At 68.6% G+C, this 22923-nt stretch carries 17 protein-coding genes and 1 other RNA gene; 12 read left to right on the top strand and 6 right to left on the bottom strand.

Annotation, left to right across the window (positions count from 1 at the left end; genetic code table 11):
- Positions 1-70: 70 nt before the first annotated feature.
- Both rho and trxA read right to left on the bottom strand, forming a co-directional pair.
- Positions 71-1333: a transcription termination factor Rho gene (gene rho, locus AB7P10_RS13445; RefSeq protein ID WP_428294364.1), complete on the bottom strand. Its 1263-nt coding sequence runs from the start codon at positions 1331-1333 to the stop codon at positions 71-73.
- A 187-nt stretch (positions 1334-1520) separates the two neighbouring features.
- Positions 1521-1853: a thioredoxin TrxA gene (gene trxA / locus AB7P10_RS13440; RefSeq protein ID WP_297647908.1), complete on the bottom strand. Its 333-nt coding sequence runs from the start codon at positions 1851-1853 to the stop codon at positions 1521-1523.
- Between the two features lie 123 nt (positions 1854-1976).
- Here trxA and AB7P10_RS13435 point away from each other — a divergent pair, with 123 nt between their 5' ends.
- Genes AB7P10_RS13435 through AB7P10_RS13425 form a run of 3 tightly spaced genes read left to right on the top strand, consistent with a single transcriptional unit; the run spans position 1977 to position 9300 of the window.
- On the top strand, positions 1977-4640 hold the full coding sequence (locus tag AB7P10_RS13435; protein ID WP_428294363.1) for a PD-(D/E)XK nuclease family protein: 2664 nt from the start codon (positions 1977-1979) through the stop codon (positions 4638-4640).
- Positions 4637-8014, top strand: a complete 3378-nt coding sequence (locus tag AB7P10_RS13430) for a UvrD-helicase domain-containing protein (protein ID WP_428294362.1) — start codon at positions 4637-4639, stop codon at positions 8012-8014. The genes AB7P10_RS13435 and AB7P10_RS13430 overlap by 4 nt, the downstream gene beginning before the upstream one ends.
- Positions 8011-9300, top strand: a complete 1290-nt coding sequence (locus tag AB7P10_RS13425) for a TIGR03862 family flavoprotein (protein WP_428294361.1) — start codon at positions 8011-8013, stop codon at positions 9298-9300. Before AB7P10_RS13430 ends, AB7P10_RS13425 begins: the two co-directional genes overlap by 4 nt.
- Here the strand turns inward: AB7P10_RS13425 and AB7P10_RS13420 are convergent.
- Together AB7P10_RS13420 and ffs are read right to left on the bottom strand one after the other, a co-directional pair.
- A complete protein-coding gene (locus AB7P10_RS13420) occupies positions 9270-9620 on the bottom strand; it encodes a DOPA 4,5-dioxygenase family protein (protein WP_428294360.1) in 351 nt (116 codons plus the stop codon). The genes AB7P10_RS13425 and AB7P10_RS13420 overlap by 31 nt on opposite strands.
- Positions 9621-9638: 18 nt before the next feature.
- Positions 9639-9735: signal recognition particle sRNA small type (ffs, locus tag AB7P10_RS13415), an RNA gene on the bottom strand.
- 74 nt (positions 9736-9809) lie between these two features.
- On the opposite strand from ffs, the gene dnaX reads away from it, so the two are divergent.
- The 5 genes from dnaX to AB7P10_RS13390 all read left to right on the top strand — a co-directional run bounded on the left by dnaX (position 9810) and on the right by AB7P10_RS13390 (position 14432).
- The gene (gene dnaX, locus AB7P10_RS13410) at positions 9810-11762 is read left to right on the top strand and encodes a DNA polymerase III subunit gamma/tau (protein WP_428294359.1); all 1953 of its coding nucleotides are present in this window, start codon (positions 9810-9812) and stop codon (positions 11760-11762) included.
- 36 nt (positions 11763-11798) lie between these two features.
- Positions 11799-12131: a YbaB/EbfC family nucleoid-associated protein gene (locus tag AB7P10_RS13405; protein WP_204734911.1), complete on the top strand. Its 333-nt coding sequence runs from the start codon at positions 11799-11801 to the stop codon at positions 12129-12131.
- A 28-nt stretch (positions 12132-12159) separates the two neighbouring features.
- The gene (gene recR / locus AB7P10_RS13400) at positions 12160-12771 is read left to right on the top strand and encodes a recombination mediator RecR (RefSeq protein WP_428294358.1); all 612 of its coding nucleotides are present in this window, start codon (positions 12160-12162) and stop codon (positions 12769-12771) included.
- Positions 12772-12811: 40 nt separating this feature from the next.
- The gene (locus tag AB7P10_RS13395) at positions 12812-13216 is read left to right on the top strand and encodes an MAPEG family protein (protein WP_428294357.1); all 405 of its coding nucleotides are present in this window, start codon (positions 12812-12814) and stop codon (positions 13214-13216) included.
- A gap of 145 nt (positions 13217-13361) precedes the next feature.
- Positions 13362-14432, top strand: a complete 1071-nt coding sequence (locus AB7P10_RS13390; RefSeq protein WP_428294356.1) for an ABC transporter substrate-binding protein — start codon at positions 13362-13364, stop codon at positions 14430-14432.
- A gap of 25 nt (positions 14433-14457) precedes the next feature.
- Here AB7P10_RS13390 and AB7P10_RS13385 read toward each other — a convergent pair whose 3' ends face one another.
- Complete coding sequence (locus tag AB7P10_RS13385; RefSeq protein WP_428294355.1) at positions 14458-16044, bottom strand: transglycosylase SLT domain-containing protein; 1587 nt, start codon at positions 16042-16044, stop codon at positions 14458-14460.
- A complete protein-coding gene (gene gloB / locus AB7P10_RS13380; protein WP_428294354.1) occupies positions 16041-16814 on the bottom strand; it encodes a hydroxyacylglutathione hydrolase in 774 nt (257 codons plus the stop codon). The genes AB7P10_RS13385 and gloB overlap by 4 nt, the downstream gene beginning before the upstream one ends.
- Positions 16815-16915: 101 nt before the next feature.
- On the opposite strand from gloB, the gene AB7P10_RS13375 reads away from it, so the two are divergent.
- The 4 genes from AB7P10_RS13375 to AB7P10_RS13360 all read left to right on the top strand — a co-directional run bounded on the left by AB7P10_RS13375 (position 16916) and on the right by AB7P10_RS13360 (position 22582).
- On the top strand, positions 16916-17698 hold the full coding sequence (locus AB7P10_RS13375; protein ID WP_428294353.1) for a class I SAM-dependent methyltransferase: 783 nt from the start codon (positions 16916-16918) through the stop codon (positions 17696-17698).
- Between the two features lie 60 nt (positions 17699-17758).
- Positions 17759-18193 (top strand): ribonuclease HI, encoded by a 435-nt coding sequence (gene rnhA / locus AB7P10_RS13370; protein ID WP_428294352.1) that lies wholly within the window; start codon positions 17759-17761, stop codon positions 18191-18193.
- A gap of 132 nt (positions 18194-18325) precedes the next feature.
- Entirely contained in the window at positions 18326-19468 is a 1143-nt protein-coding gene (locus AB7P10_RS13365; protein ID WP_428294351.1) for an efflux RND transporter periplasmic adaptor subunit, read from the top strand.
- 24 nt (positions 19469-19492) lie between these two features.
- Positions 19493-22582: an efflux RND transporter permease subunit gene (locus AB7P10_RS13360; RefSeq protein ID WP_428294350.1), complete on the top strand. Its 3090-nt coding sequence runs from the start codon at positions 19493-19495 to the stop codon at positions 22580-22582.
- Positions 22583-22923 lie beyond the last annotated feature (341 nt).

The raw sequence follows: 22923 nt of genomic DNA, 5'->3' as shown, positions 1-22923 counted from the left end.
CAGCGAAACCATTTCGCTGTACTTGCCGCAATTTGCAAAGCCTGCGATTTTAGCAGGAAACGGCTGGCGCTCAACCGCCGCGACGCATCATGTCGAAGAACTCCGAATTGTTCTTGGTCGACTTCATGCTCTTGAGCACCATTTCCATGGCCTCGATTTCGTCCATGTTGTACATGAACTGCCGCAGGATGCGCGTCTTCTGCAGGATCTCCGGCTGCAGCAACAGCTCTTCGCGGCGGGTGCCGCTGCGGTTGAGCTGGATGGAGGGGAAGACGCGCTTTTCGTACAGGCGGCGGTCGAGGTGGATCTCGCAGTTGCCGGTGCCCTTGAACTCTTCGAAGATCACCTCGTCCATGCGGCTGCCGGTGTCGACCAGCGCGGTCGCGATGATGGTGAGCGAGCCGCCTTCTTCCACCTTGCGTGCCGCGCCGAAGAAGCGCTTGGGCCGCTGCAGGGCGTTGGCATCGACACCGCCGGTGAGCACCTTGCCCGAGGAGGGCAGCACGTTGTTGTAGGCGCGTGCCAGACGGGTGATCGAGTCGAGCATGATCACCACGTCCTTCTTGAGCTCGACCAGGCGCTTGGCGCGCTCGATCACCATCTCGGCCACGTGCACGTGGCGGGCGGCGGGCTCGTCGAAGGTGGAGGCGATAACCTCGCCTCGCACGGTACGCTGCATCTCGGTCACTTCTTCCGGGCGCTCGTCCACCAGCAGTACCATCAGTTCCACGTCGGGGTGGTTGGCGGTGATGGCATGGCAGATGTGCTGCATCATGACAGTCTTGCCGCTCTTGGGCGGTGCCACGATCAGTGCGCGCTGGCCGCGGCCGATGGGCGAGATGATGTCGATCACGCGACCGGTGATGTTCTCGTCGCTCTTGATGTCGCGTTCCAGGCGCATCTGTTCCTTGGGGAACAGCGGCGTCAGGTTCTCGAACATGATCTTGTGCTTGTTGTCCTCGGGGGGCAGGCCGTTGATCTTGTCGAGCTTGTTGAGCGCGAAGTAGCGTTCGCCGTCCTTGGGGATGCGCACCTCGCCCTCGATCATGTCCCCGGTGTGGAGGTTGAAGCGGCGGATCTGGCTGGGCGAGATGTAGATGTCGTCGGTGCTGGCCGTGTAGCTCGTGTCCGGCGCGCGAAGGAAACCGAAACCGTCAGGAAGCACTTCCAGCACGCCGTCCGCGTTCACCAGTTCGCCACCCTTGGCGCGCTTCTTGATGATGGCGAACATCAGCTCCTGCTTGCGCATGCGGCCGGTGTTTTCGATCTCAAGCGCTTCAGCCTGCTTGAGGACTTCAGACACGTGCAGTGCCTTGAGTTCGTTGAGGTGCATGGAATTCACTCCGAGGAGGAGTTGAGTCAAAAACCGGGGGAGGGGGCGCTGGCGTCCGGATGACGAGCGGTGCGCTGAAAGAAGTGCGGGTGTCTGTCAGGCCCGCTGGCGCAAATTATGACAGGAAACAGAGGCCGGAGGAAAACGGCACCCAGGCGTTGCACCCGGGTGCCCTTGCAGCAAGGCCTCAGGCCAGTTGCTGGTCGATGAACGCGGTGAGTTGCGCCTTGCTCACGGCGCCCACCTTGGTGGCGGCAAGCTGCCCGTCCTTGAAGAGCATGAGGGTGGGGATGCCGCGGATGCCGAACTTGGCGGGCACGTCGCGGTTGTCGTCCACATTGAGCTTGGCGATCTTGAGCTTGCCGTCGTAAGAGCCGGCCACTTCGTCCAGGATGGGGGCGATCATCTTGCATGGGCCGCACCACTCGGCCCAGAAGTCCACCAGCACCGGCGCTCCGGCGTCCAGCACATCAGCCTGGAAGCTGGCATCGGAAACGTGTTTGATCAGGTCGCTGGCCATGAGTCCGTCCTAAAAGTGTGTGATCGGGGAGGTTACAGTTTGGGGCACATGCCAGCGGTTCAAGTCGTTCTCTCGGCCGCTGTGTTCCCGGTCCGCGACATTGTGACAGAAACCCCCATTTCCATGACGCCCGTAAGCCCGATCCGCGACACCGGCTTGCCCGTGGTGGGGTCGACGTCGATGGACCATGTGGTGACGAGCGCATGGGCGGGCCTGGTGCTGCGGCTGGACCGCCTCTTGCGCGAACGCGGCGTGCCGCCCAGCCGCGTGGTCGTGCTGGTGCCCTATGCGCAGTTGATGGGCATCGGCCAGCGTGCCTGGGCGACCGCGCATCCGAGCGGGCTCGCGCCGCGTTTCGAATCCAGCCGCAACTGGGCCGCCAGCCTGTCGCCCTTCGTTCCGGGCCCGGGTGACCTGGGGGTGGACATGGCACGCGACACATTGATCGCCGCCGCGCTGATCGAGCGCGTTGCGCCCGCCCGGGCAGACGCCACCCTGCGCGCGCTCATGGTCAACCGCCTGGTGGAGGCTGCGCGGCAACTTGCGCCGCTGGCCGCGGCCGTGCCGCCTGCCCAGCGACTCGGCTGGGCCGAGCCATTGCGTGCCGGCCTCACACCCACCCTGCCTTCCCTTCAGTGGGAAGGCCTTCTGGCCACGCTGGCGCTGACCTGGGCGAGCACCTCGGCCTATGCGACCGACGCGCTCTGGATGCCGTGGGCGCAGCCCGGCGCCAGTGCCGATCTGCTGGTGCTGTTGCAAGGTTTCCAGCAGGATCCCCTGGCCGATGCTCTGGCCATGCAATGGGGCGAACGCGCCGTCCGCCTCGCGCTGGACACAGAACCACAGGGCGTCGACGCTGTTGACCCACCGCGCCTGCACCCCTGCGATGACGCCGAGGATGAGGCCCAGCGCGCCGTCGCGTGCGTGATTGCACAGATCAATGCGGCGCATGTGCCCGTGGCGCTGGTCGCCAACGACCGGCTGCTCACGCGACGTGTGAGCGCGATGCTGCAGGGCGCGGGCGTGAGCGTGCGCGACGAGACTGGGTGGAAGCTGTCCACCACGCATGTGGCAGCCCGCTTGATGAGCCTGCTGCGCGCCGCCGATGCGCGCGCGTCGATGGACGATGTGCTGGACCTGCTCAAGCAGGCCACCGCCTGGCCCGAGGCGCAGGTGCTGCGGCTGGAGCAGGCTGCACGGGGCGCAGGCGTGTCGCGCTGGGCCACCGCCCGGCAACATCCCGCGCTGGTCGAGTGCCTGCCCGATGGCCTGGAACCCCTGCTGGAGGGTTTGCGCGCCCAGCGAACGTTGTCCCGCTGGCTCGACGATCTGGCGGGCGCCCTGCGTACCTGTGGCCTATGGACGCCGCTGGAGTCCGACGCCGCAGGCCAGCAGATGCTGCAGGTGTTGCGCCTGTTTGATGGAGCGGGCATCGAGCTCAGCCATGTGACCGACGCCATTGCGTCCGGTGCCGGCGGTAGCACGCGCGGCGGTGGTGGCCGGTCCTTGTCGCCGAGTGCCTTCACCGCGTGGGTGCGCACCGTGCTCGAAGGGGCGAGTTTCCAGCCGCGCGGCGAGGGCGATGCCCTGGTGGTCGTGTTGCCGATGGCGCAGATGCTGGGGCGCGCCTTTGCCGCCACCGTGGTACCGGGCTGCGATGAAACGCACCTCAGCCCGAACCCCGAGCCAGCCGGTGAGTGGACCAGCGCGCAGCGCGAACTGCTCGGCTTGCCCTCGCGCGAGGCTCTGGCGGAGGCCGCCGCCCACGCTTGGCAGGCCACGCTGGCAGCGCCCCAGCTTGACCTGCTGTGGCGCACGCAGGACCGCGGCGAGTCGGTGGTGCCCAGCGCCTGGGTGCAGTCGCTCGCGGCGGTGCCCTGCGCCGATCCCCGCGTGCCGCGCCCGCTGCGCGCCATGCCCCAACCACGGCCCGCGCCCTCGGCGGCGGACGTGCTGCCCGCCTCGCTCTCGGCCAGTGCCTACCAGGACCTGCGCGACTGCCCCTACCGTTTTTTTGCCTTGCGCCAGTTGCGTCTGGTGGAAGCGCCCGAGCTCGAGAGCGAACCGGACCAGCGCGACATGGGCAACTGGCTGCACGCGGTGCTGCGCGCCTTTCACGAACAGCGCGCCGACGCCCGCCCCGGGCGCGAAGCCGACCGTGCCCACCTCGATCAACTGGCCGAGCACACCGCCACCGACATGGGTCTGCACGGCGGTGAGGGTGGCGCGGGCTTCCTGCCGTACCAGGCGGTATGGCCCGCTTTGCGCGAAGGCTACCTGGACTGGCTGGCCGGCTTCGAGGCCGCCGAGGGGCAGGCCGGCCCCCGCTTCGTCTCGGCCGAGGTCGCGCTCACCGCAACCGCAGGCCCCTGGCAACTCTTCGGCAAGCTCGACCGCATCGACGCGCAGGACAGCCCCGAAGGCCCGATTCCCTTCGTGATCGACTACAAGACCGAGGGTCGCAGCAAGACCACCGAGCGGGTGAAGGAGCCGCTGGAAGATACGCAGCTTGCGTTCTACGCCGCGCTCCTGCCCGACGAGAACCTGCGCGCGGCCTACCTGAGCATCACAGACAAGCGCGGCGACAGCGGCAAGGACGGCCCCACCTGGCTGGTCGAGCAGCCCGAGGTGCTGATGGCGCGCGAACACTTGCGCGCGGGGCTGGCGCACGACATGGCGCGCGTGGCCGCCGGCCACCCCATGCCGGCGCAGGGCGAGGGCCGCGTTTGCGAGTTCTGCGCCGCGCGCGGCCTGTGCCGCAAGGATTTCTGGTCACTCGAACCATGAACGCGCCTGCCTACCGAATCAACGGCGCACCCGCCGCACGCGAGGCTTTCTACGCGCTGGCCTGCGATCCGGCGCGCAGCATCGCGGTGGAGGCCTGCGCGGGCGCCGGCAAGACCTGGATGCTGGTCTCGCGCATCCTGCGCGCGCTGCTTGACGGCTGCGCACCGCAGGACATCCTGGCGATTACCTTCACCAAGAAGGCGGCGGGCGAAATGCGCGAGCGACTCCATGCCGAGCTGCGGCGCTGGGCCATGTTGAGCGACGAGCCACTGGCGGGTGAACTGCGCGCGCGCGGGCTGAACGAGGCGGACGCACAGCGGCGCCTCCCCGATGCCCGCGGCCTGCATGCGCGCGTGATGGCGCTGGGCCGACCGGTGCAGGTGCGCACCTTCCACAGCTGGTTCGCCGCGCTGCTGCGCGGCGCGCCCCTTACCGTGCTGCAGGAATTGCAGCTGCCCGTGCAGTACGAACTGCTGGAAGACGATGCACAGGCCGTGGCCCTGGTCTGGCCGCGGTTCTACGCCGCGCTGATGGTCGACGCGGCAGCGCGGCAGGACTTCATGGACTGTGTGGCTGAACACGGCCGCCACCAGACCCTCAAGGCGCTGGAGAAGGCGCTGGGCAAACGCGTGGAGTTTGCGCTGGCCGATGCCGCAGGCGTGGTGGAGGCGTCGGTGGAGGCGGTTGCCGCGCGGTATCCGGCACTGGGCAGTCTGGCCCGCCCCGAACTGGCCTTGCTGCACCCTGAAGCCCGTGCGCGCTGGCAGGCCTGGGCAAGCGCGCTGGGCGCCGAAACCAACAAGACACCCCGCGACAGCGCTTCGCAGGTGATCGACGCCTTCGGGTTGCCCGATGAACCGGGCCTCATGCCGCAGCGTCTGGCCCGGCTGCGCAAGGCCTTTCTGGTGGCGGACGAGGATCGCCTCAACAGCCGCCTGGCGAAGTTCGAAGCGGCGCAAGCCGCCGAGGTCGAGCTCATCGAACTCTGCGGCGCAGTGCGACAGCACCGAGCCTGGCAGCACCACCAGCGCATGTCGCGCCTGGCGCGCGTGCTGCTGGCCAGTTTCGCGGCCTTCAAACGCGAGCGCGGCTGGGTCGACATGAACGATGTGGAAGGCGCCGCGCGCCGACTACTGGGCGACGCCGAGCTCTCGGGCTGGCTGCAGCAACGGCTGGACGCGCGGCTGCGCCACGTGCTGATCGACGAGTTCCAGGACACCAACCCCCTGCAATGGCAGGCACTCTATGGCTGGCTCTCCGCGTACGCGGGCGCCGGCCCGGGCGAAGCGCCCTGCGTGTTTCTGGTGGGCGACCCCAAGCAATCGATCTACCGCTTTCGCCGTGCCGAGCCCCAGGTGTTCAAGGCCGCGCAGGCTTTCGTGGTGCAGGGCCTGGCGGGCGCGCTGCTCAGCTGCGACCACACGCGCCGCTGTGCGCCCGCTGTGGTCGATGCGCTCAACGCCGCCATGGGTGCGGCGGTGCAGGCCGGCCAGTACGGCAGCGACTACCGCGAGCACAGCACCGAGAGCACGGCCAACGGCGAGGTGCTTTGCCTGCCTCAACTGCCGCGCAGCCTGCGCGAGCGCAGCGACGGTGGGAGCGGCGAACCCGCATGGCGCGACAGCCTGGTCACACCGCGCGTGCTGCCCGAGGACAGCCTGGCCGCCCTGGAGGCCGCGCAGGCGGCCGACTGGGTGGCGCTGCAGATCGAGGACGGCCGCCTGCGGGCCGGTGACGTCATGGTGCTGGCGCGGCGGCGCGAGCGCCTGGGCTGGATGCACGAAGCCCTGCGCGAGCGCGGCATTCTGAGCGAACAACCAGAAAAGCTCGACCTCGCCGAGGCGCCCGCCGTACAGGACGTGGTGGCGCTGCTCGACGCGCTGGTCTCCACCGGCCACGACCTGAGCCTGGCGCGCGCGCTCAAGTCGCCGCTGTGCGGCTGGAGCGACGACGACCTGGCCCAACTGGCGCGCCTGCGCCTGCGCTGGACCCCGGCGGCGGAGCCGGGGGCCAAGTCACCGCCCAGGCCCTCGTGGTGGGAGGTGCTGCAGCGATTCGCGGCGCAGCCGGCCACCGAGCAGGCCACACTGGTGTCCGACGCAGCCCAAGCTGCGCGCCTGATCGAGACCGCGCGACGCCTGGCCCTGTACCGCGGCTGGCTGCACAGCCTGCCGCCGCACGACGCGCTCTCGGCGATGTACGACCACGGCGACGTGCTGGCGCGGTTCGCGCAGGCCGTGCCCGTCAGCCAGCACGGCGCGGTGCTGGCGCAACTGCGCGACTTGCTGACCCAGTCGCTCGCCCAGGACGGCGGGCGTTTCCTCACCCCGTACCGCTTCGTGCGCGCGCTCAAGGCCGGTGGCATCAAGGCCACGCCGGTGCAGACGCCCGATGCCGTGCGCCTGCTCACCATCCACGGCGCCAAGGGTCTGGAGGCGCCCACCGTGCTGCTGCTGGACACCGACACCGGCGCCGCACGGCCGGAGAACATGGGCGTGCTGATCGACTGGCCGGGTGAAGACCCCCTGCCGCGCCGCTTCATCTTCCTGGCCAGTGAAAAGTCGCCCCCGGCCTGCGCCGTCGAGGTGCTGCAGCAGGAGCAGCAGGCGCGCGCGCTGGAAGAACTCAACGCGCTGTACGTCGCACTCACGCGGGCCGAATCGCAGTTGGTGGTTTCCAGCTTCGAGCCCCACCAGCGCAGCGCCAGCGCCACCTGGTACCAGCGACTGCAGGGTCTGGCCACAGCGGTCGAAGCGCCGCCGCCCGCCACCCCGCACGCCGTGCCCGCGGGCGAGCAGGGCGAAGGCCCGGTCTTCCATGTGCCGAGCCTGCCGGCCTTGCAGTTCCAGGCAGCGCCCATGCCCGCGAGCGATGCGGTTGTCGACACCGAACCCATGGACGATGCCGCCACGCGCATCGGCCTGGCCCTGCACCGCCTGCTGCAATGGCGACCCACGCCCGCGATGGGCTTCGACTGGGCCGCCGAGCACGCGCAGGCGGTGGCGCGCGAGTTCGCGCTGGAGCCCGCGCAGGCGCGCGACGCGCTGGCCATGGCCCGGCGCATCGTTGGCGGCGAGGCGGCCTGGGCCTGGGATGCGGAGGTGCTGAACCACTGGGGCAACGAGGTCGAGCTGTTCCACCGGGGCGAGCGCCTGCGCCTGGACCGCCTGGTGCGGCGGCGCGACAGCGGCGACTGGTGGGTGCTGGACTACAAGAGCGCGGTGCACCCCGAGCGACAGCCCGCCTTGCTCGCGCAGATGCAGGGCTATCGCCAGGCCATGCTGGAAGCCCAGCCCGGCGAAGTGGTGCACCTCGCTTTCATCAACGCCGAGGGCCGGCTGATCGAACTGGCCGACACGGCGTCCACGGCATGAGCCACCACGCCCCCTTGCAGGTGGACGTGGCCGTCGTCGGTGGTGGCCCGGCGGGCCTGATGGCCGCCGAGGTCATGGGCCGCGCCGGCCTGGCCGTGCACCTGTTCGACGCCATGCCCTCGGTCGGCCGCAAGTTCCTGCTGGCCGGCAAGGGCGGCATGAACCTCACCCACGCCGAGGCGCTGCCCGCTTTCGTGGGCCGCTACGGCGCGCAGGCCGAACGCCTGCGGCCCTTGCTCGACGCCTTCGGCCCGCAGGCCGTGCGCGACTGGGCCGCCGGCCTGGGCATCGCCACCTTTGTGGGCAGCTCGCAGCGCGTCTTTCCCACCGACATGAAGGCCGCGCCGCTGCTGCGCGCCTGGCTGCACCGCCTGCGCCACCCCGCGGACGGTGGGGTGCCCGTGCAATTCCACATGCGGCACCGCTGGACGGGCTGGGCCGATGACGGCGCCCTGGTCTTCGACACGCCCCAGGGCACGGCGCCGGTGCGGGCCCGTGCCACCGTGCTGGCCACCGGCGGCGCCAGCTGGGCGCGCCTGGGCTCCGACGGCGCCTGGGTGGCGCCCCTGCAGGCGCGCGGCATCGGCGTCGCACCCCTGCAGCCCAGCAACTGTGGCTTCGACGTGGCCGGCGGCTGGAGCCCCTTCCTGGCCGAGCGTTTCGCCGGCCAGCCGTTCAAGTCGGTCGCGATCCGGGTCGCCGACCCCGCCGGGCAGCCGTTCCAGCGCAAGGGCGAATTCGTGCTCACCGCCACCGGTGTCGAAGGCAGCCTGATCTACGCCGCCTCGGCCCTGCTGCGCGAGCAGATCGCACGCGAAGGCCAGGCCCGCTTCGAACTCGACCTGCTGCCCGACCGGTCGGCCGAACACGTGCTGTCGCAAGTCAGCCACCCGCGCGGTTCGCGCAGCCTCTCCAGCCACCTCAAGAGCCGGCTGGGCGTGGACGGCATCAAGATGGCCATCGTCAACGAATTGCTGGACAAGGCCGCGCTGCACGAGCCCGCGCAACTCGCCGCCGCCATCAAGGCGCTCCCCATCACCCTGGTGTCCACGCGGCCCATCGACGAAGCCATCAGCAGCGCCGGCGGCGTGCGCTGGGACGGGCTGGACGAGCAGCTGATGCTGCGCAGCCAGCCTGGGCTGTTCTGCGCCGGTGAAATGCTGGACTGGGAGGCGCCCACCGGGGGCTACCTTCTCACAGCCTGCATGGCCAGCGGGGTGGCAGCGGGCGAGGGCGTGCGCCGCTGGCTGGCCGATCAGGCCAGTACGCTCAGATCCAGCGTGTAGGACTTGCCCAGCCAGAGCGCACCGTCGCGGTGATCGGCCAGTTCGTCACCCGTGTTGGGGTGGATGAACACGTCGAGCGCACCGTGGTTGAGCGCGAGCCAGCTCGTCACGTAGGCAAATTCGCCGGCATCGAAGGCCAGCTGGTAGGTCCAGGCCGGGTGCGGCCCGACCGGCTTTTCGTGAAAGCGCCCGATCTCGACGCGCGAGCCGAGTTCAGCACCAATGACCTCGCGCAACGCCCAGGCGGCATCACGGCTGTCCGCGCCGAAATAGACGTGGGCGTGCCAGCTGGAGATGAGGGAGGGATCGCGCACAGACATGGCGGATGGAGAGAAGAAGGTGACGAGCCTTGACCCCGGCACTGGATTCACAGTTAGGGCTGCTTGGTTCCCCACCTGACCCGGTTGGCCGCTTCACCATGCGGGAAGGCCCGTCGAGGGGAATTGTAGGCGATGGGGCAGCCCGGCGCAGGGCATGGGCGCGATACCCCGCCGCTTAGAATCGCCGGCATGTCCTATGTCGTTCTGGCCCGCAAGTACCGCCCGCGCAATTTCACCGAGATGGTGGGGCAGGGCCATGTGGTGCAGGCCTTGTCGAACGCATTGACCACGCAGCGGCTGCACCACGCTTATTTGTTCACCGGCACGCGCGGCGTGGGCAAGACGACGGTCTCGCGCATCCTGGCCAAGTCGCTCAACTGCCTGGGCGCGGACGGGCAGGGCGGCATCACCGCCGAGCCGTGTGGCGTGTGCCAGGCCTGCACCGACATCGACAGCGGCCGCTTCGTGGACTACACCGAGCTCGACGCCGCTTCCAACCGCGGCGTGGACGAGGTGCAGGCGCTGCTGGAGCAGGCGGTCTACAAGCCGGTGCAGGGCCGCTTCAAGGTATTCATGATCGACGAGGTCCACATGCTGACCAACACGGCGTTCAACGCCATGTTGAAGACGCTGGAGGAGCCGCCCGAGTACCTGAAGTTTGTGCTGGCCACGACCGACCCGCAAAAGGTGCCGGTGACGGTGCTCTCGCGCTGCCTGCAGTTCAACCTGCGGCCCATGGCACCCGAGACGGTGCTGGAGCACCTCAAGCTGGTACTCGAAGCCGAGCAGGTGCCGGCCGATGTGCAGGCGCTGCGCCTGGTGGCGCGCGCCGCGCGCGGCTCCATGCGCGATGCGCTCTCGCTCACCGACCAGGCGATCGCCTTTGGCGGCGGCCAGTTGCAGGAGGCCACGGTGCGCCAGATGCTGGGCGCGGTGGACCGCTCCTACGTGCTGCGCCTGATCGACGCGCTGGCGCGCGGCGACGGCGCCGCGGTGGTCGACACCATCGACACGCTGCGGCTCAACGGCCTGAACGCCGCGTCCACGCTGGAGGAAATGACCGGCGTGCTGCAGCGCATGGCGGTGCTGCAGGCCGTGCCCGAACGCGCGCAAGCCGAGGGCGTGGACGACCCGGACGAGGCGCAGATTGCCGGGCTGGCGCAAAGCCTGCCGGCGGACGAGACGCAACTGCTGTACAGCCTGTGCCTGCATGGCCGAGGCGAACTGGGCCTGGCGCCCGACGAGTACGCCGCGCTCACCATGGTGCTGCTGCGGCTCATGGCCTTCAAACCCGCCGGCACGGCCAGCAGCGCCGCGGCGGAAAAAAAAACTCTGAAACCGGCTGAGGCGGTGGTTGCGGCGGTGCCCGCCACCGTGGCCGCGCCCGCCTCCGCCCCCGCAGTCCACAAGCCGGTGGCGGTGCCTGTGCCCGCGCCCGCGCCGCAGGCGCCTCGCCCCGCGCTGGCAACGCTGCCGATTCGCTCTGCGTCTCCCGTGGCGCCCGTCGCACTGGCGCCCACAGCTCAGGCTGTGACCCCGGCCGTGGCGCGGGCCGCACCAGAACCCGGCCCGCCGGCCGACGACGCGCCCTGGCCTGAAGACGACGGCCCGCCCTGGGTAGAGGCCGAACCGGCGACCAGCCGCGTCATGGCGATCCCCGTGCGCGATGCGGGCGAACCCGGGCCGCTGGACCAGCCGCAGCCGCGCGACGAGCTCGGCGCGCAGGCCGTGTTGCCGGCCGCTCCTGGCGGCAGCGTCGAGGGCGACTTCTGGTTCGACACCGTGATGCAACTGGTGCGCGCCGAAGCCATCACCGCGCTGGTGCGCGAACTCGGTCTGCAGTCGCAACTGGTGGCGCGCGACGCCGACCAGTGGCTGCTGCGCGTGGAACGCAGTTCGCTCAACCAGGGCAACAACCGCGAGCGGCTCGCCACCGCCTTGCAGACGCTCGGCCATGGCGTGCGCCTGGCGGTCGAGATCGGCACCGTGACCGATTCGCCCGCGCGCCGCCTGGCGGCCGAGGCCTCGCGCCGCCAGCGCGAAGCCGAGGCCCGGATTATGAGCGACCCGTTCGTGCAGGCGATGATGCGCGACTTTGGCGGCAAAATCGTGCCTGGCACGCTCAAGGCCATCACGGCCTGACCTCTTTTTTTTCACCCGGAACACGCAAGGAAGACCATGTTCAACAAAGGACAACTCGCCGGCCTCATGAAGCAGGCGCAGGCCATGCAGGACAACCTGAAGAAGGCCCAGGACGAACTGGCCTTCATCGAGGTCACGGGGGAGTCCGGCGCCGGTCTGGTGAAGGTGCTCATGACCTGCAAGCACGACGTCAAGCGCGTGACCATCGACCCCAGCCTGCTGGCCGACGACAAGGACATGCTCGAAGACCTGGTGGCCGCCGCCTTCAACGCCGCGGTGCGCAAGGCCGAAGAAACCTCGGCCGAGAAGATGGGCAAGATCACCGCAGGCATGCCGGGCCTGCCCGGGGGCATGAAATTCCCGTTCTGACCGCGGGCTGCCCGGGCGAGACAGGCTGATGGCTGAGAACCACTCGCTCGAACTGCTGATTCAGGCGCTGCGCCGGCTGCCCGGCGTGGGCGTGAAGTCCGCGCAGCGCATGGCCTTCCACCTGCTGCAGCACGACCGCGACGGCGCCACGCAACTGGCGCGCGCGCTGGACCACGCTACCGCCTCGGTGCGGCACTGCAACCTGTGCCACACCTTCACCGAGGACGAGATCTGCCACACATGTCGGGACCCGCGGCGCGACCGCTCCCAGCTGTGCGTGGTCGAGACCCCGGCCGACCAGGCGGCCATGGAGCGCACCGGGGCCTACAAGGGCCTGTTCTTCGTGCTCATGGGCAAGCTCAGCCCGCTCGACGGAGTGGGCCCGCGCGACATCGGCTTGCAGAAGCTGTTTGACCGCATTGCTGCCCCTGTGGGGCCGGACGACACGCCGGTGCGCGAGGTGATCCTGGCGACCAACTTCACCGCAGAAGGCGAGACCACCGCGCATGTCATTGCGCAGGCGCTCAAGGGACGCACAGACGTGCAGGTGACGCGGCTGGCGCGCGGCGTGCCGGTGGGCAGCGAACTGGAGTATGTGGACCTGGGCACCATCGCCCATGCCCTGGTGGATCGGCGCTGAACAGCGCTCCCGTGTTCTTCCCTTCTCTAAAGAGTCACTCATGAAATTCGCAGGATTGACCGTGGCCTACTGGGCCGTCGTGGTGGCGTCGCTGCTGCCCATCGGCTGCGCGTGGCTCGCGAAGAGTGGCACGTTCGGGAAGCCGCGCCGCGAGGGCGGGTTCGACAACCACAACCCGCGCGCGTGGCTCGCGCGCCAGACCGATTGGCGCGCGCGCGCCAATGCGGCCCAGGCCAACAGCTTCGAGGCCCTGCCGTTCTTCATCGGCGCGGTGATCATCGCGCACCAGCTCGGCGCTTCGCAGCTGCGGCTGGACGTGCTGGCCTTCGTGTTTGTCGTGCTGCGCCTGCTCTTCATCCTGATGTACGTGGCCGACATGGCCACCGCGCGCAGCCTGGTCTGGACACTGGCCCTGCTGGTGAATATCGCGATCCTGTTCGTCTGAGGATGGGGCGCCGCACGCTGTTACATCGGCTTGCATCTGCTCGGTGAAAACCCGCTCGGGATTCGTCCCGATGCGGGTTTTTTTCGGGACCCCTAGTCTCAAGCTTCACACAGGCACAGGCGTGCCAAGAGAGGACAACAGGGACATGTGGAGTCGTCGCAACTGGGGACGTGCCTGCGCACTGGGCGTGATCGCCGCTGCCACGCCGCTGCTGCGCGCCCAGACGCCGTCCCTCACGGCACCTGCGGTGCCACCTCCGCCCAAACCGGATGCGACCAAGCTGGCCATTGCGATTGGCCATCGCGCCTCCTTCTGCTACCTGCCGCTGACGATTGCCGAGCAGCTGGGTTACTTTGTGCAGGAGGGGCTGGACGTGGAGGTGCGCGAGTTCCCCGACGATGTGCAGGCCCTGCAGGCCATGCAAAGCGGCGCGGCGCATGTGCTTTCAGGCGCCTACGCCAGCACCATCGCCGCGCAGGCGCGCGGCCAGTCGCTTCAGTCCTTTGTGCTGCAAGGTCGCGCGCCGCAAGTGGTGGTGGGTGTGTCGAAGGAAACCATGGGGCACTACCGCACGCTCAACGACCTTCGGGGCCGGCGGGTGGGGGTCATGGCAGCTGGTTCGGCCTCGCAACGCGTGGCCAGCCTGGTGCTGCGCAAAGTGGGGCTACGCTCGGCAGACGTGCAGTACGTGCCGCTGGCCAACCCGGCGGCGGCGGTGCAGGCGTTTCGCCGTGGTGATCTCGACGCGATCAGCTACACCGACCCGACGGTCACGCAGCTGGAGCAGCTCGGCGCGCTCAGGGTGGTGGCGGATACGCGCAGCACGCGGGGCACGTCCGAGGTGTTTGGCGGGCCCATGCCATCGGGCTGCCTGTGCGCGCCAGCTGAATTTCTCACGCAGTATCCCAAGGCCAGCCAGGCGTTGGCCGATGCCATGGTCCACGCGCTCAAGTGGCTGCAGACGGCAGGTCCGTCCGACATCATCAAGACGGTGCCGGAGCGGTACTTCCAGGGTGACCGCGCGCTGTACCTGGCAGCTTTCACCCGGGTGCGCGAGGCCTGGACAGCCGATGGCCTCATGCCCGAGACCGGGCCGGCCACGGCGGCACGCATGCTCGCGCAGTTCGAGGAGCCGGCGCAGGTGCAAAAGGTGGATCTGGCGCGCACCTTCACCAACGAATTCGCGCGCAAGGCCAAGGCCCGGTTCAGGGCCTGATCCGTGTCGGGGGATGACCCCGGGGTTATTTGCCGGTGGCGGCCACGCGGGTCTTGCTCGCTGTCGGCTTGCCTTTCACCGTTTTGCGCGCAGACCCGGACACCACCTTCTTGGCCGAAGACGACCTGGCCTGCGTCGCTCGCTGCGGCGTGTGAAGTGCGAGTCGCTGCCCGACTTTCAGCGGCGCCTTGACGCTGATCCGGTTCCAGGAGGCGAGCTTCGCCACACTCACGCCGTGGCGCCGGGCCAGCCCGCTCAGGGTGTCGCCCTTGCGCACAGTGATCGTGTTGCGGCCGTTCACCAGTTCCGGTTGCAGGCTGAGCTGGCCGTTGTCTGCCACGTGCACGGGCACGTCGCCGTTGCGCTTTTCGGTGCGCGGCACGAGCAGGCTGGAGCCGGCGCGCACGCGCATGCGCGGCGGGATGTTGTTCACGGCGCGCAGTTCCTTCTCGCTCATGCCGACCTTGGCGGCCGCCTGTGCCGCGGTCATCGTGCTGGGCACGACCCAGGCCGTCCAGCTCGCCAGTGGCCCGGTGTACTGCTGCAGGTTGCGCTGAAAGATGATGGCGTTGTCCCAGGGCAGCAGCACGTGCGGCGTGCCCGCGGCCATCACCACCGGCTGGCGCAGCGAAGGGTTGAGCACGCGGAAGTCCTTTTCATCCACCTCCGCCAGGCGGGCGATGAGGTCCACATCCATGTCGCGCAGCAGCGTGACGGTATCGAAGAAGGGGTGGTTGCCAATCAGGGGGAGGGTGGTATTGAAGTCCTGCGGACGCGCCAGGATGTTCTTCACCGCCTGCAGCTTGGGCACGTACATGCGCGTCTCCAGCGGCATGTTGATGTCCGTGTAGCCCGTGGGCAGACCCTGGCGCTGGTTGCGCGTGATGGCCCGGTTGACGTTGCCCTGACCCCAGTTGTAGGCCGCCAGCGCGAGGTGCCAGTCGCCGAAGCGGCCGTGCAGCTGCTGCAGGTAGTCCAGCGCGGCGCGGGTGGAGGCGAGCACGTCGCGCCGGTCGTCGCGGAAGGCGTTCTGTTTCAGGTCGAACGACTCACCGGTGGCCGGCATGAACTGCCACATGCCCGCGGCGCGCGCGCTGGAGACGGCCTGCGGGTTGAAGGCACTCTCGATGAAAGGCAGCAGCGCCAGTTCCATCGGCATGTTGCGCAGCTCGATCTCTTCGACGATGTGGAACAGGTAGCGGCGCGAGCGCTCGGTCATGCGCTGCATGTAGTCAGGCCGCGTGGCGTACCACTGCTCGCGGTCGCGCACCATGTCGTTGTCGAGATCGGGCATGGCAAAGCCGCGCCGGATGCGGTCCCACAGGTCGGTGGGGGCATCCAGCGTGACCACGCCGTAGGGGCTGGTGCTGACCGTGGCGATGTCCTGCAGGGGGATGTCGCTGGGCAGGCGGTAGGAGGGCAGGCTGGGCTTGGCGGCGGCGACGGGAACCGGAGCAGTTGCTGGCGTGGCTGGCACGTCGGGCACGACGGTGGTGGCGCAACCGGTCACGAACAGGGTCAGGGCGGCGGTCGCGAGCTTGAACCTGGTGGATGCCGCGCCAGTGCGAGGCGTGCTGGGCGCGGGTCGGTCCGCGAGGGAGGCAGGGGTCATCTGAAAACGTTCTTCCATTCACGCAGCGTGGCGAACACGGCCACGGCATCGTTGGCGCTGCCCGGTTCACGGGCCAGGGCGGACTGCGCCACAGCCACTTCGCGGGTGCGCAGAAAGGGGTTGATCTTTTTTTCCAGCCCGATGGAGCTGGGCAGGGTGGGAAAGTTCTGCGCGCGCAGGGCCTGGCAGCGCGTGGCGTAATCCACCAGCGCGGCATTGCCTGGTTCCACGGCCAGTGCGAACTTGAGGTTGGACAAGGTGTATTCGTGCGTGCAGCACACGCGGGTGTCATCGGGCAGCGCGGCCAGGCGGGTGAGCGAATCCAGCATCTGCGCCGGTGTGCCCTCGAACAGGCGGCCACAGCCACCCGAGAAGAGCGTGTCGCCGCAGAACAGCAATGGGCGTCCGTCCATGTCGGGTGTGTGGTACGCGATATGGCCCGCCGTGTGGCCGGGCACTTCCATGACCTCGAAGTGCAGGCCGAGCACCTCGACCGTGTCGCCCGCACCGACTCGCCGCAGCGGCTCGGGCATGGGCTCGTGGGCGGGGCCGATGACGCGCGCGCCGGTCGCCTCGCGCAGGGCCGCGACGCCGCCGGTGTGGTCGGGGTGGTGGTGCGTGATGAGGATGGTGTCGAGTTGCAAGCCTTGCTGCTTGAGCCAGTGGGCAACGCCATCGGCTTCGCCGGGGTCGACCACCGCGGCGCGCCGCCCGTCATGCAGGGCCCAGATGTAGTTGTCGCTGAAGGCCGGAATGGGGATGAGCTGCATGGCGCGGATGTCGGATGGGGCGTGTAGAGTGCGGGCTGGCCTACCCGGTGTCTTGCAGTGTCGCAGACTTCGGGTCGCAGCCGACCTCATACCCGCACCAGATGACCGAAGAAAAAATTATAGGTTTGACCGAGTGGTTCTCGACCGCGCCGGGGCAGTACCTGCTGGCGTGGGAGCGGGCGCAGTTCGACCTCGCGGTGGCTGACATTTTCGGTTTCAACGCGCTGCAGCTCGGCCTGCCCGAACTGGACGGGCTGCAGGCCAACCGCATGCCGCACCGCTGGCTGGCCTTGCCCGAGGTGGCCGACGGCGACATCACCACCCGTTCGCCTCGCACGGCACTGATTGCCGACGCGGCCGCCCTGCCGTTCCCCGAGGCCAGCCTCGACCTGGTGGTGCTGCCACACACGCTGGAGTTCAGCGCCGATCCGCACCATGTGCTGCGCGAGGTCGAAAGGGTGCTGGTGCCTGAGGGGCGGGTGGTGATCTCGGGCTTCAACCCCGCCAGCTTGTGGGGGTTGCGCCAGGCCCGCGGGCGTCTGTGCGCCCGGGTCGGGCTGAAGGCCTTTGGCGCGTCCAGCCTGTACCTGCCCGAGTCGGGCGACTTCATCGGGCCCTGGCGCCTGCGCGACTGGCTGCGCCTGCTCAGCTTCGAGGTGGAGTCCGACCGCTTTGGCTGTTACCGCCCGGCCATGCGCACCGACGCCTGGCTGCAGCGCTATGCCTGGCTGGACCGCGCGGGCGCGCGCTGGTGGCCGATCTTCGGGGCGGTGTACTTCGTGGTGGCGGTCAAGCGCGTGCGCGGCATGCGCCTGCTGGGCCCGGCCTGGAAGCCGCGGCGCGCCACCTCGGCCGCGCCGGTGTCGCTGACCAACCGCCATTGACGCACCGTCCGTTGTGGTCATCTTTACTTCGTCTTTACATACCCTTGAGGAGGCCATTTCTTGAACCACGTGGTGATCTACACCGACGGCGCCTGCAAGGGCAACCCCGGCCCGGGTGGCTGGGGCGTTTATCTGAAGTCCGGCGGCCTTGAAAAGGAGCTCTGGGGCGGTGAGCGCGAGACCACGAACAACCGCATGGAACTCACCGCTGTGATCGAGGCGCTGAGCGCGCTCAAGCGCCCGTGCCGGGTGTCGCTCTTCCTCGACAGCCAGTACGTGCGCCAGGGCATCACCGAATGGATCCATGGCTGGAAGCGCAAGGGCTGGGTCACGGCAGCGAAGCAGCCGGTGAAGAACGCGGACCTCTGGCAACGGCTGGACGCGCTGGTGCATGGTGGCGTGCACCAGATCGAATGGCATTGGGTGCGAGGCCACGCAGGGGATCCGGGCAATGAACGGGCCGACGCGCTGGCCAACCGGGGCGTGCCCCAGTGAGCCTTTGTTCCGGATCGGTGGTCGGACGCATGGAACTCGGCAGGCGATTTGCCCTCACCACTGCTACATTTCGTTTCTTGATCCGGGCCATACCCCGCAGGGCATGGCATCTTCCCTGCAGCAAGTGACTTCATGGCGAACAAAACGCTCTATGTGCTGGTGGCCGTGGCCGGTATCGGGCTGGCCTCCGGCGCGGCCTGGTGGCTTCAAAAAGGCCCGTCGTCCGCCCCGCCTGCGCCGGCCAGTGCCCGGTCTGGTAATCCAGGGGGCGCGCCCAGCGTGGAAGTCGCCAAGGTCAGGACCACGTCGCTGCGTGACGACGCACAGGCGGTGGGGTCGCTGCGTTCGCGCCAGAGCGTCACGCTCAAGCCCGAGACGGCCGGGCGCGTGTCCCGCATCGCGTTTGCCGACGGTGCCCAGGTGCGCCGGGGGCAATTGCTGGTGCAACTGGACGACACGCTGCAACGCGCCGAACTCAGCCAGGCGCAGGCCCAGCTTTCCATCGCGCGCGCCAACCTCAAACGCAACCAGGAACTGGTGGCGCAGAACTTCGTGGCGCAGCGGGTGGTGGAGGAGAGCGAAGCCAACCTGCAGGTCGCGCAGGCCCAGGTGGCCCTGGCCGAGGCCCGCATGCAGCGCATGCGCATCGTCGCGCCGTTCGACGGCACGCTCGGCCTGCGCAGCATCAACCTGGGCCAGTACGTGGGGGTGGGCGACAGCCTCGTGAATCTCGAGGACACCTCGCTGCTGACGGTCGACTTCCGTCTGCCCGAGCGCTACCAGAGCCGCCTGGCGGTGGACCAAGGCGTGCAGGTGCAGCTCGATGCCCTTCCGGGCAAGAAGTACGAGGCAAGGGTGCTCGCGGTCGACCCCCTGCTGGACGCCAACGGGCGTTCTATCGCCGTGCGGGCCGTGATGCCGCGAAGCGCCGGTTCGGAGCTGCGCCCTGGCATGTTCGCCCGGGTGCTCATCCTATTCTCGGTGAACGACGGCGCGCTGGTGGTGCCCGAGGAGGCCATGGTGCCCCAGGGGGGCAAGCAGTTCGTGTACGTCCTGGAAGAGCAAGGCCAGGGCGATGCGCGAAAGCTGGTGTCGCGCCGCGTTGAAGTGGAGCTGGGCGTGCGCCGGGGCGCCGAGGTCGAGGTGACCCGGGGCCTGGCGGCGGGCGACACGGTGGTCGTCGCCGGGCAGCAGCGCTTGCAGCGCGACGGCACGGCCGTGCGCGTGATCGACATGGCGCGAGCCCCGGGCGCGGCCACCCCGCCGGCGCGCTGAGTCCCCATCCGCACAGGAGTCCCCGTGCAACTGCCAGAAATTGCCATTCGCCGCCCGGTTTTCGCCTCGGTGCTGTCTCTGCTCATCCTGCTGGTGGGCTTCGTCTCGTTCAACGGACTCACGGTGCGCGAGTACCCGCGCATCGACGAACCAACCGTGACAGTCAGCACCACGTTTGGTGGTGCGTCCAGCGAGGTGATCGAATCGCAGGTGACCAAGGTGCTCGAGGATTCGCTCGCGGGCATCGAGGGGGTGGACATCATCACCTCGATCAGCCGCGCCGAACGCAGCCAGATCACGGTGCGCTTCAAGCTCGAACGCGACCCCGACTCCGCCGCGGCCGATGTGCGCGACAAGGTCAGCCGGGTGCGCCAGCGCCTGCCCAGCGAGGTGGATGAACCCACCATCGCCAAGGTCGAGGCCGATGCGTCGCCGGTCATCTGGCTGGCGCTCAACTCCGACACGATCTCCGCACTGGAGCTCAGCGACATCGCCAACCGGCTGGTCAAGCCCCGCTTGCAGACCGCGCCCGGCGCGGCCGACGTGCGCATCTGGGGCGAACGGCGCTACTCCATGCGCATCTGGCTGGACCCGGATCGGCTCGCTGCCTACAGCCTGACCACGCAGGATGTGGAGGACGCACTGCGCCGCTCCAACCTGGAGGTGCCGGCCGGGCGCATCGAGAGTTCGCTGCGCGAATTCAACGTCACGGCCGCCACCGACGTGCAGACGCCCGAGCAGTTCCGTGCCATCGGCATCCGCACGATCAACGGCCAGACCATCCGCATTGGCGACGTGGCGCGCGTGGAGCAGGCGCCGCAGGATGAGCGCACCTCGGTGCGCTACAACGGGCGCGATGCGATTTCCCTGGGCGTGATCCGCCAGGCCACGGCCAACCCGCTGGAGCTCTCGGCCGCGGTGCAGGTCATGCTGCCGCGCATCGTGGAGGAACTGCCCGAAGGCGTGAGCATCGAGGTCGCCAACGACAATTCGATCTTCATCGACCGCTCGATCAAGGCGGTGTACACGACCATTGCCGAAGCCGCGGTGCTCGTGGCACTGGTGATCTTCGTCTTCCTGCGCACGGTGCGCGCGTCCGTGATTCCGCTGATCACGATTCCGGTCAGCCTGATCGGCTCGTTTGCCCTGATGGCGCTGTTCGGCTTCTCGATCAATACGCTCACGCTGCTGGCCCTGGTGCTCGCGATCGGGTTGGTGGTGGACGACGCGATCGTGATGCTGGAGAACATCTACCGGCACATCGAGGCAGGCATGAAGCCGTTCGACGCGGCGATCAAGGGCGCGCGGGAAATCGGTTTTGCGATCGTGGCCATGACACTCACGCTGGCCGCCGTGTATGCGCCGCTGGCCTTCACGCCCGGGCGCACCGGGCGTCTGTTCGCCGAGTTCGCGCTGGCGCTGGCGGGTGCGGTGGTGGTGTCGGGTTTCGTGGCGCTCACGCTCTCGCCCATGATGTGCTCCAAGCTGTTGCGCCATGTGGACGAGCCCTCGCGGTTTGACCGGTTCATGGAAGCCGTCCTGGTGCGCATGAACCGGGCTTACGAGCGCGCGCTGAGCTGGTCGCTGAACGTGCGCTGGCTGGTGGTCGCGGTGATGATGGGCAGTGCCGGCGCGAGCTGGTGGTTGCTGCAGAGCACGCGCTCCGAACTGGCCCCCATGGAAGACCGCGGGGTCGTCCTGGCCAACATCAATGGCCCGGATGGCGCCACACTGGCCTACACGAGCCGCTATGCCGACGCGATCGAGAAGATGGCGATGGCCCAGCCCGAGTTCGACCGGATCTTCACGGTGGTGGGCAATCCCACGGTGGCCCAGGGTGCGGTGGTGATGCGCGGCAAGGCCTGGGAAGAGCGCGACCGCACCACGATGGAGATTGCGAACAAGATGGCGCCGCAGATGGCCGGCTTGCCAGGCATCAGTGCCTACCCGATCACGCCGCCCTCGCTGGGTCAGGGCTTTCGCGAGCGCCCGGTGAACTTCATCATCGTCACCAGCGATACCTACGAGAACCTGTCGGCCGTGGTGCGCCAGTTCCAGGACCGCATGGCGCAGAACCCCGGGTTGATGCAGGTGGACACCGACCTGCGGCTGAACAAACCCGAGATCCGCATGGACGTGGACCGTGAGCGCGCGGCCGACATGGGCGTGAGCGTGGATACCATCGCCCGCACCGTCGAAACCATGCTGGGCGGGCGCACAGTGACGCGCTACAAGCGCGACGGCGAGCAGTACGACGTGGTGGTGCAGACCGTCTCGACCAACCGCAGCACGCCCGAGGACATCGATCGCCTCTTCGTGCGTGGTCGTGGGGACGCGATGATCCCGCTGGCCTCGCTCGTGACCACGCGCGAAGCGGTGGTGCCGCGCGAGCTCAATCACTTCGGCCAGCGTCGCAGCGCATCGATCACGGCCAATATCAGCCCCAGCTATTCGCTGGGCGAGGCGTTGGTCTTCATGGAGCAGACCGCGGCCGAGATCCTGCCGGCGGGCTATGCCACCGATCTCAATGGCCAGAGCCGCGAATTCCGCAACGCCTCGGGTTCGCTGGCGCTGGTGTTCGTGCTCTCGCTGCTGTTCATTTTCCTGGTGCTCTCGGCCCAGTTCGAGAGCTTCGTCGATCCGCTGATCATCATGCTCAGCGTGCCTCTGTCCATGCTGGGGGCCCTGCTCGCACTCAAGTTGTCGGGCGGCACGCTCAACGTGTTCAGCCAGATCGGCCTGATCACGCTGGTGGGCCTGATCACCAAGCACGGCATCCTGATCGTGGAGTTCGCCAACCAGTTGCGCGAGCAGGGCGTGGACAAGATCGAAGCCGTCAAGCGCGCGGCAGGCCTGCGCCTGCGTCCGATCATGATGACCACCGGCGCCATGGTGCTGGGCGCCATCCCACTGGCACTGGCCACGGGCGCTGGTGCCGAAAGCCGCCAGCAGATCGGCTGGGTGATCGTGGGCGGCATGAGCGTGGGCACACTGCTGACCATCTTCGTGGTGCCGACCATGTACACGCTGCTCTCGCGCATGAAGGCCCACCAGCCGGCGCATCCGGTGATGCACGACGATGTGCCGCCTTCCGAGGTGATTCCCGCGAAGTGATGTTGTGGGGTTCGGCGGGCCTCGCTGGTTGCTCCTCGCGTGCTCGCGGTCGCGGGGTACTCCACTCCGCGGCTGTCCCCCGGACCGCTGCGCGGTCCTCCTCCTTGATGCCGCTGCGTGGAGCACCCCACAACCGCGAGCCGAAGTGATGTTTGAGCGTGCCCGCATCGCATGGGCACGAGGTGGGCGGTGATCGGGGTGTCCGGCGCAGCGAAGTCAAGGAGGAGGGCCGGCGCAGCCGGCCCGGGGTACATGAGCGGAGCCGGACATCCCGGTCGCCGTCCGCCGGACCTGCCGGAGAGGCCCCTCAGACAACCCCATCAAATAGCATCACTTCGACG

Origin of the sequence: Hydrogenophaga sp., from assembly GCF_050182545.1 — a bacterium.
GTDB lineage: Bacteria > Pseudomonadota > Gammaproteobacteria > Burkholderiales > Burkholderiaceae_C > Hydrogenophaga.
This window is presented reverse-complemented; position numbering and strand designations above follow the sequence as displayed.

Bases quoted from the DNA above. Each gene is read 5' to 3' on its own strand.
- rho (WP_428294364.1), bottom strand. From the start codon at position 1,333: ATGCACCTCAACGAACTCAAGGCACTGCACGTGTCTGAAGTCCTCAAG.
- trxA (WP_297647908.1), bottom strand. From the start codon at position 1,853: ATGGCCAGCGACCTGATCAAACACGTTTCCGATGCCAGCTTCCAGGCT.
- AB7P10_RS13435 (WP_428294363.1), top strand. From the start codon at position 1,977: ATGACGCCCGTAAGCCCGATCCGCGACACCGGCTTGCCCGTGGTGGGG.
- AB7P10_RS13430 (WP_428294362.1), top strand. From the start codon at position 4,637: ATGAACGCGCCTGCCTACCGAATCAACGGCGCACCCGCCGCACGCGAG.
- AB7P10_RS13425 (WP_428294361.1), top strand. From the start codon at position 8,011: ATGAGCCACCACGCCCCCTTGCAGGTGGACGTGGCCGTCGTCGGTGGT.
- AB7P10_RS13420 (WP_428294360.1), bottom strand. From the start codon at position 9,620: ATGTCTGTGCGCGATCCCTCCCTCATCTCCAGCTGGCACGCCCACGTC.
- dnaX (WP_428294359.1), top strand. From the start codon at position 9,810: ATGTCCTATGTCGTTCTGGCCCGCAAGTACCGCCCGCGCAATTTCACC.
- AB7P10_RS13405 (WP_204734911.1), top strand. From the start codon at position 11,799: ATGTTCAACAAAGGACAACTCGCCGGCCTCATGAAGCAGGCGCAGGCC.
- recR (WP_428294358.1), top strand. From the start codon at position 12,160: ATGGCTGAGAACCACTCGCTCGAACTGCTGATTCAGGCGCTGCGCCGG.
- AB7P10_RS13395 (WP_428294357.1), top strand. From the start codon at position 12,812: ATGAAATTCGCAGGATTGACCGTGGCCTACTGGGCCGTCGTGGTGGCG.
- AB7P10_RS13390 (WP_428294356.1), top strand. From the start codon at position 13,362: ATGTGGAGTCGTCGCAACTGGGGACGTGCCTGCGCACTGGGCGTGATC.
- AB7P10_RS13385 (WP_428294355.1), bottom strand. From the start codon at position 16,044: ATGACCCCTGCCTCCCTCGCGGACCGACCCGCGCCCAGCACGCCTCGC.
- gloB (WP_428294354.1), bottom strand. From the start codon at position 16,814: ATGCAGCTCATCCCCATTCCGGCCTTCAGCGACAACTACATCTGGGCC.
- AB7P10_RS13375 (WP_428294353.1), top strand. From the start codon at position 16,916: ATGACCGAAGAAAAAATTATAGGTTTGACCGAGTGGTTCTCGACCGCG.
- AB7P10_RS13365 (WP_428294351.1), top strand. From the start codon at position 18,326: ATGGCGAACAAAACGCTCTATGTGCTGGTGGCCGTGGCCGGTATCGGG.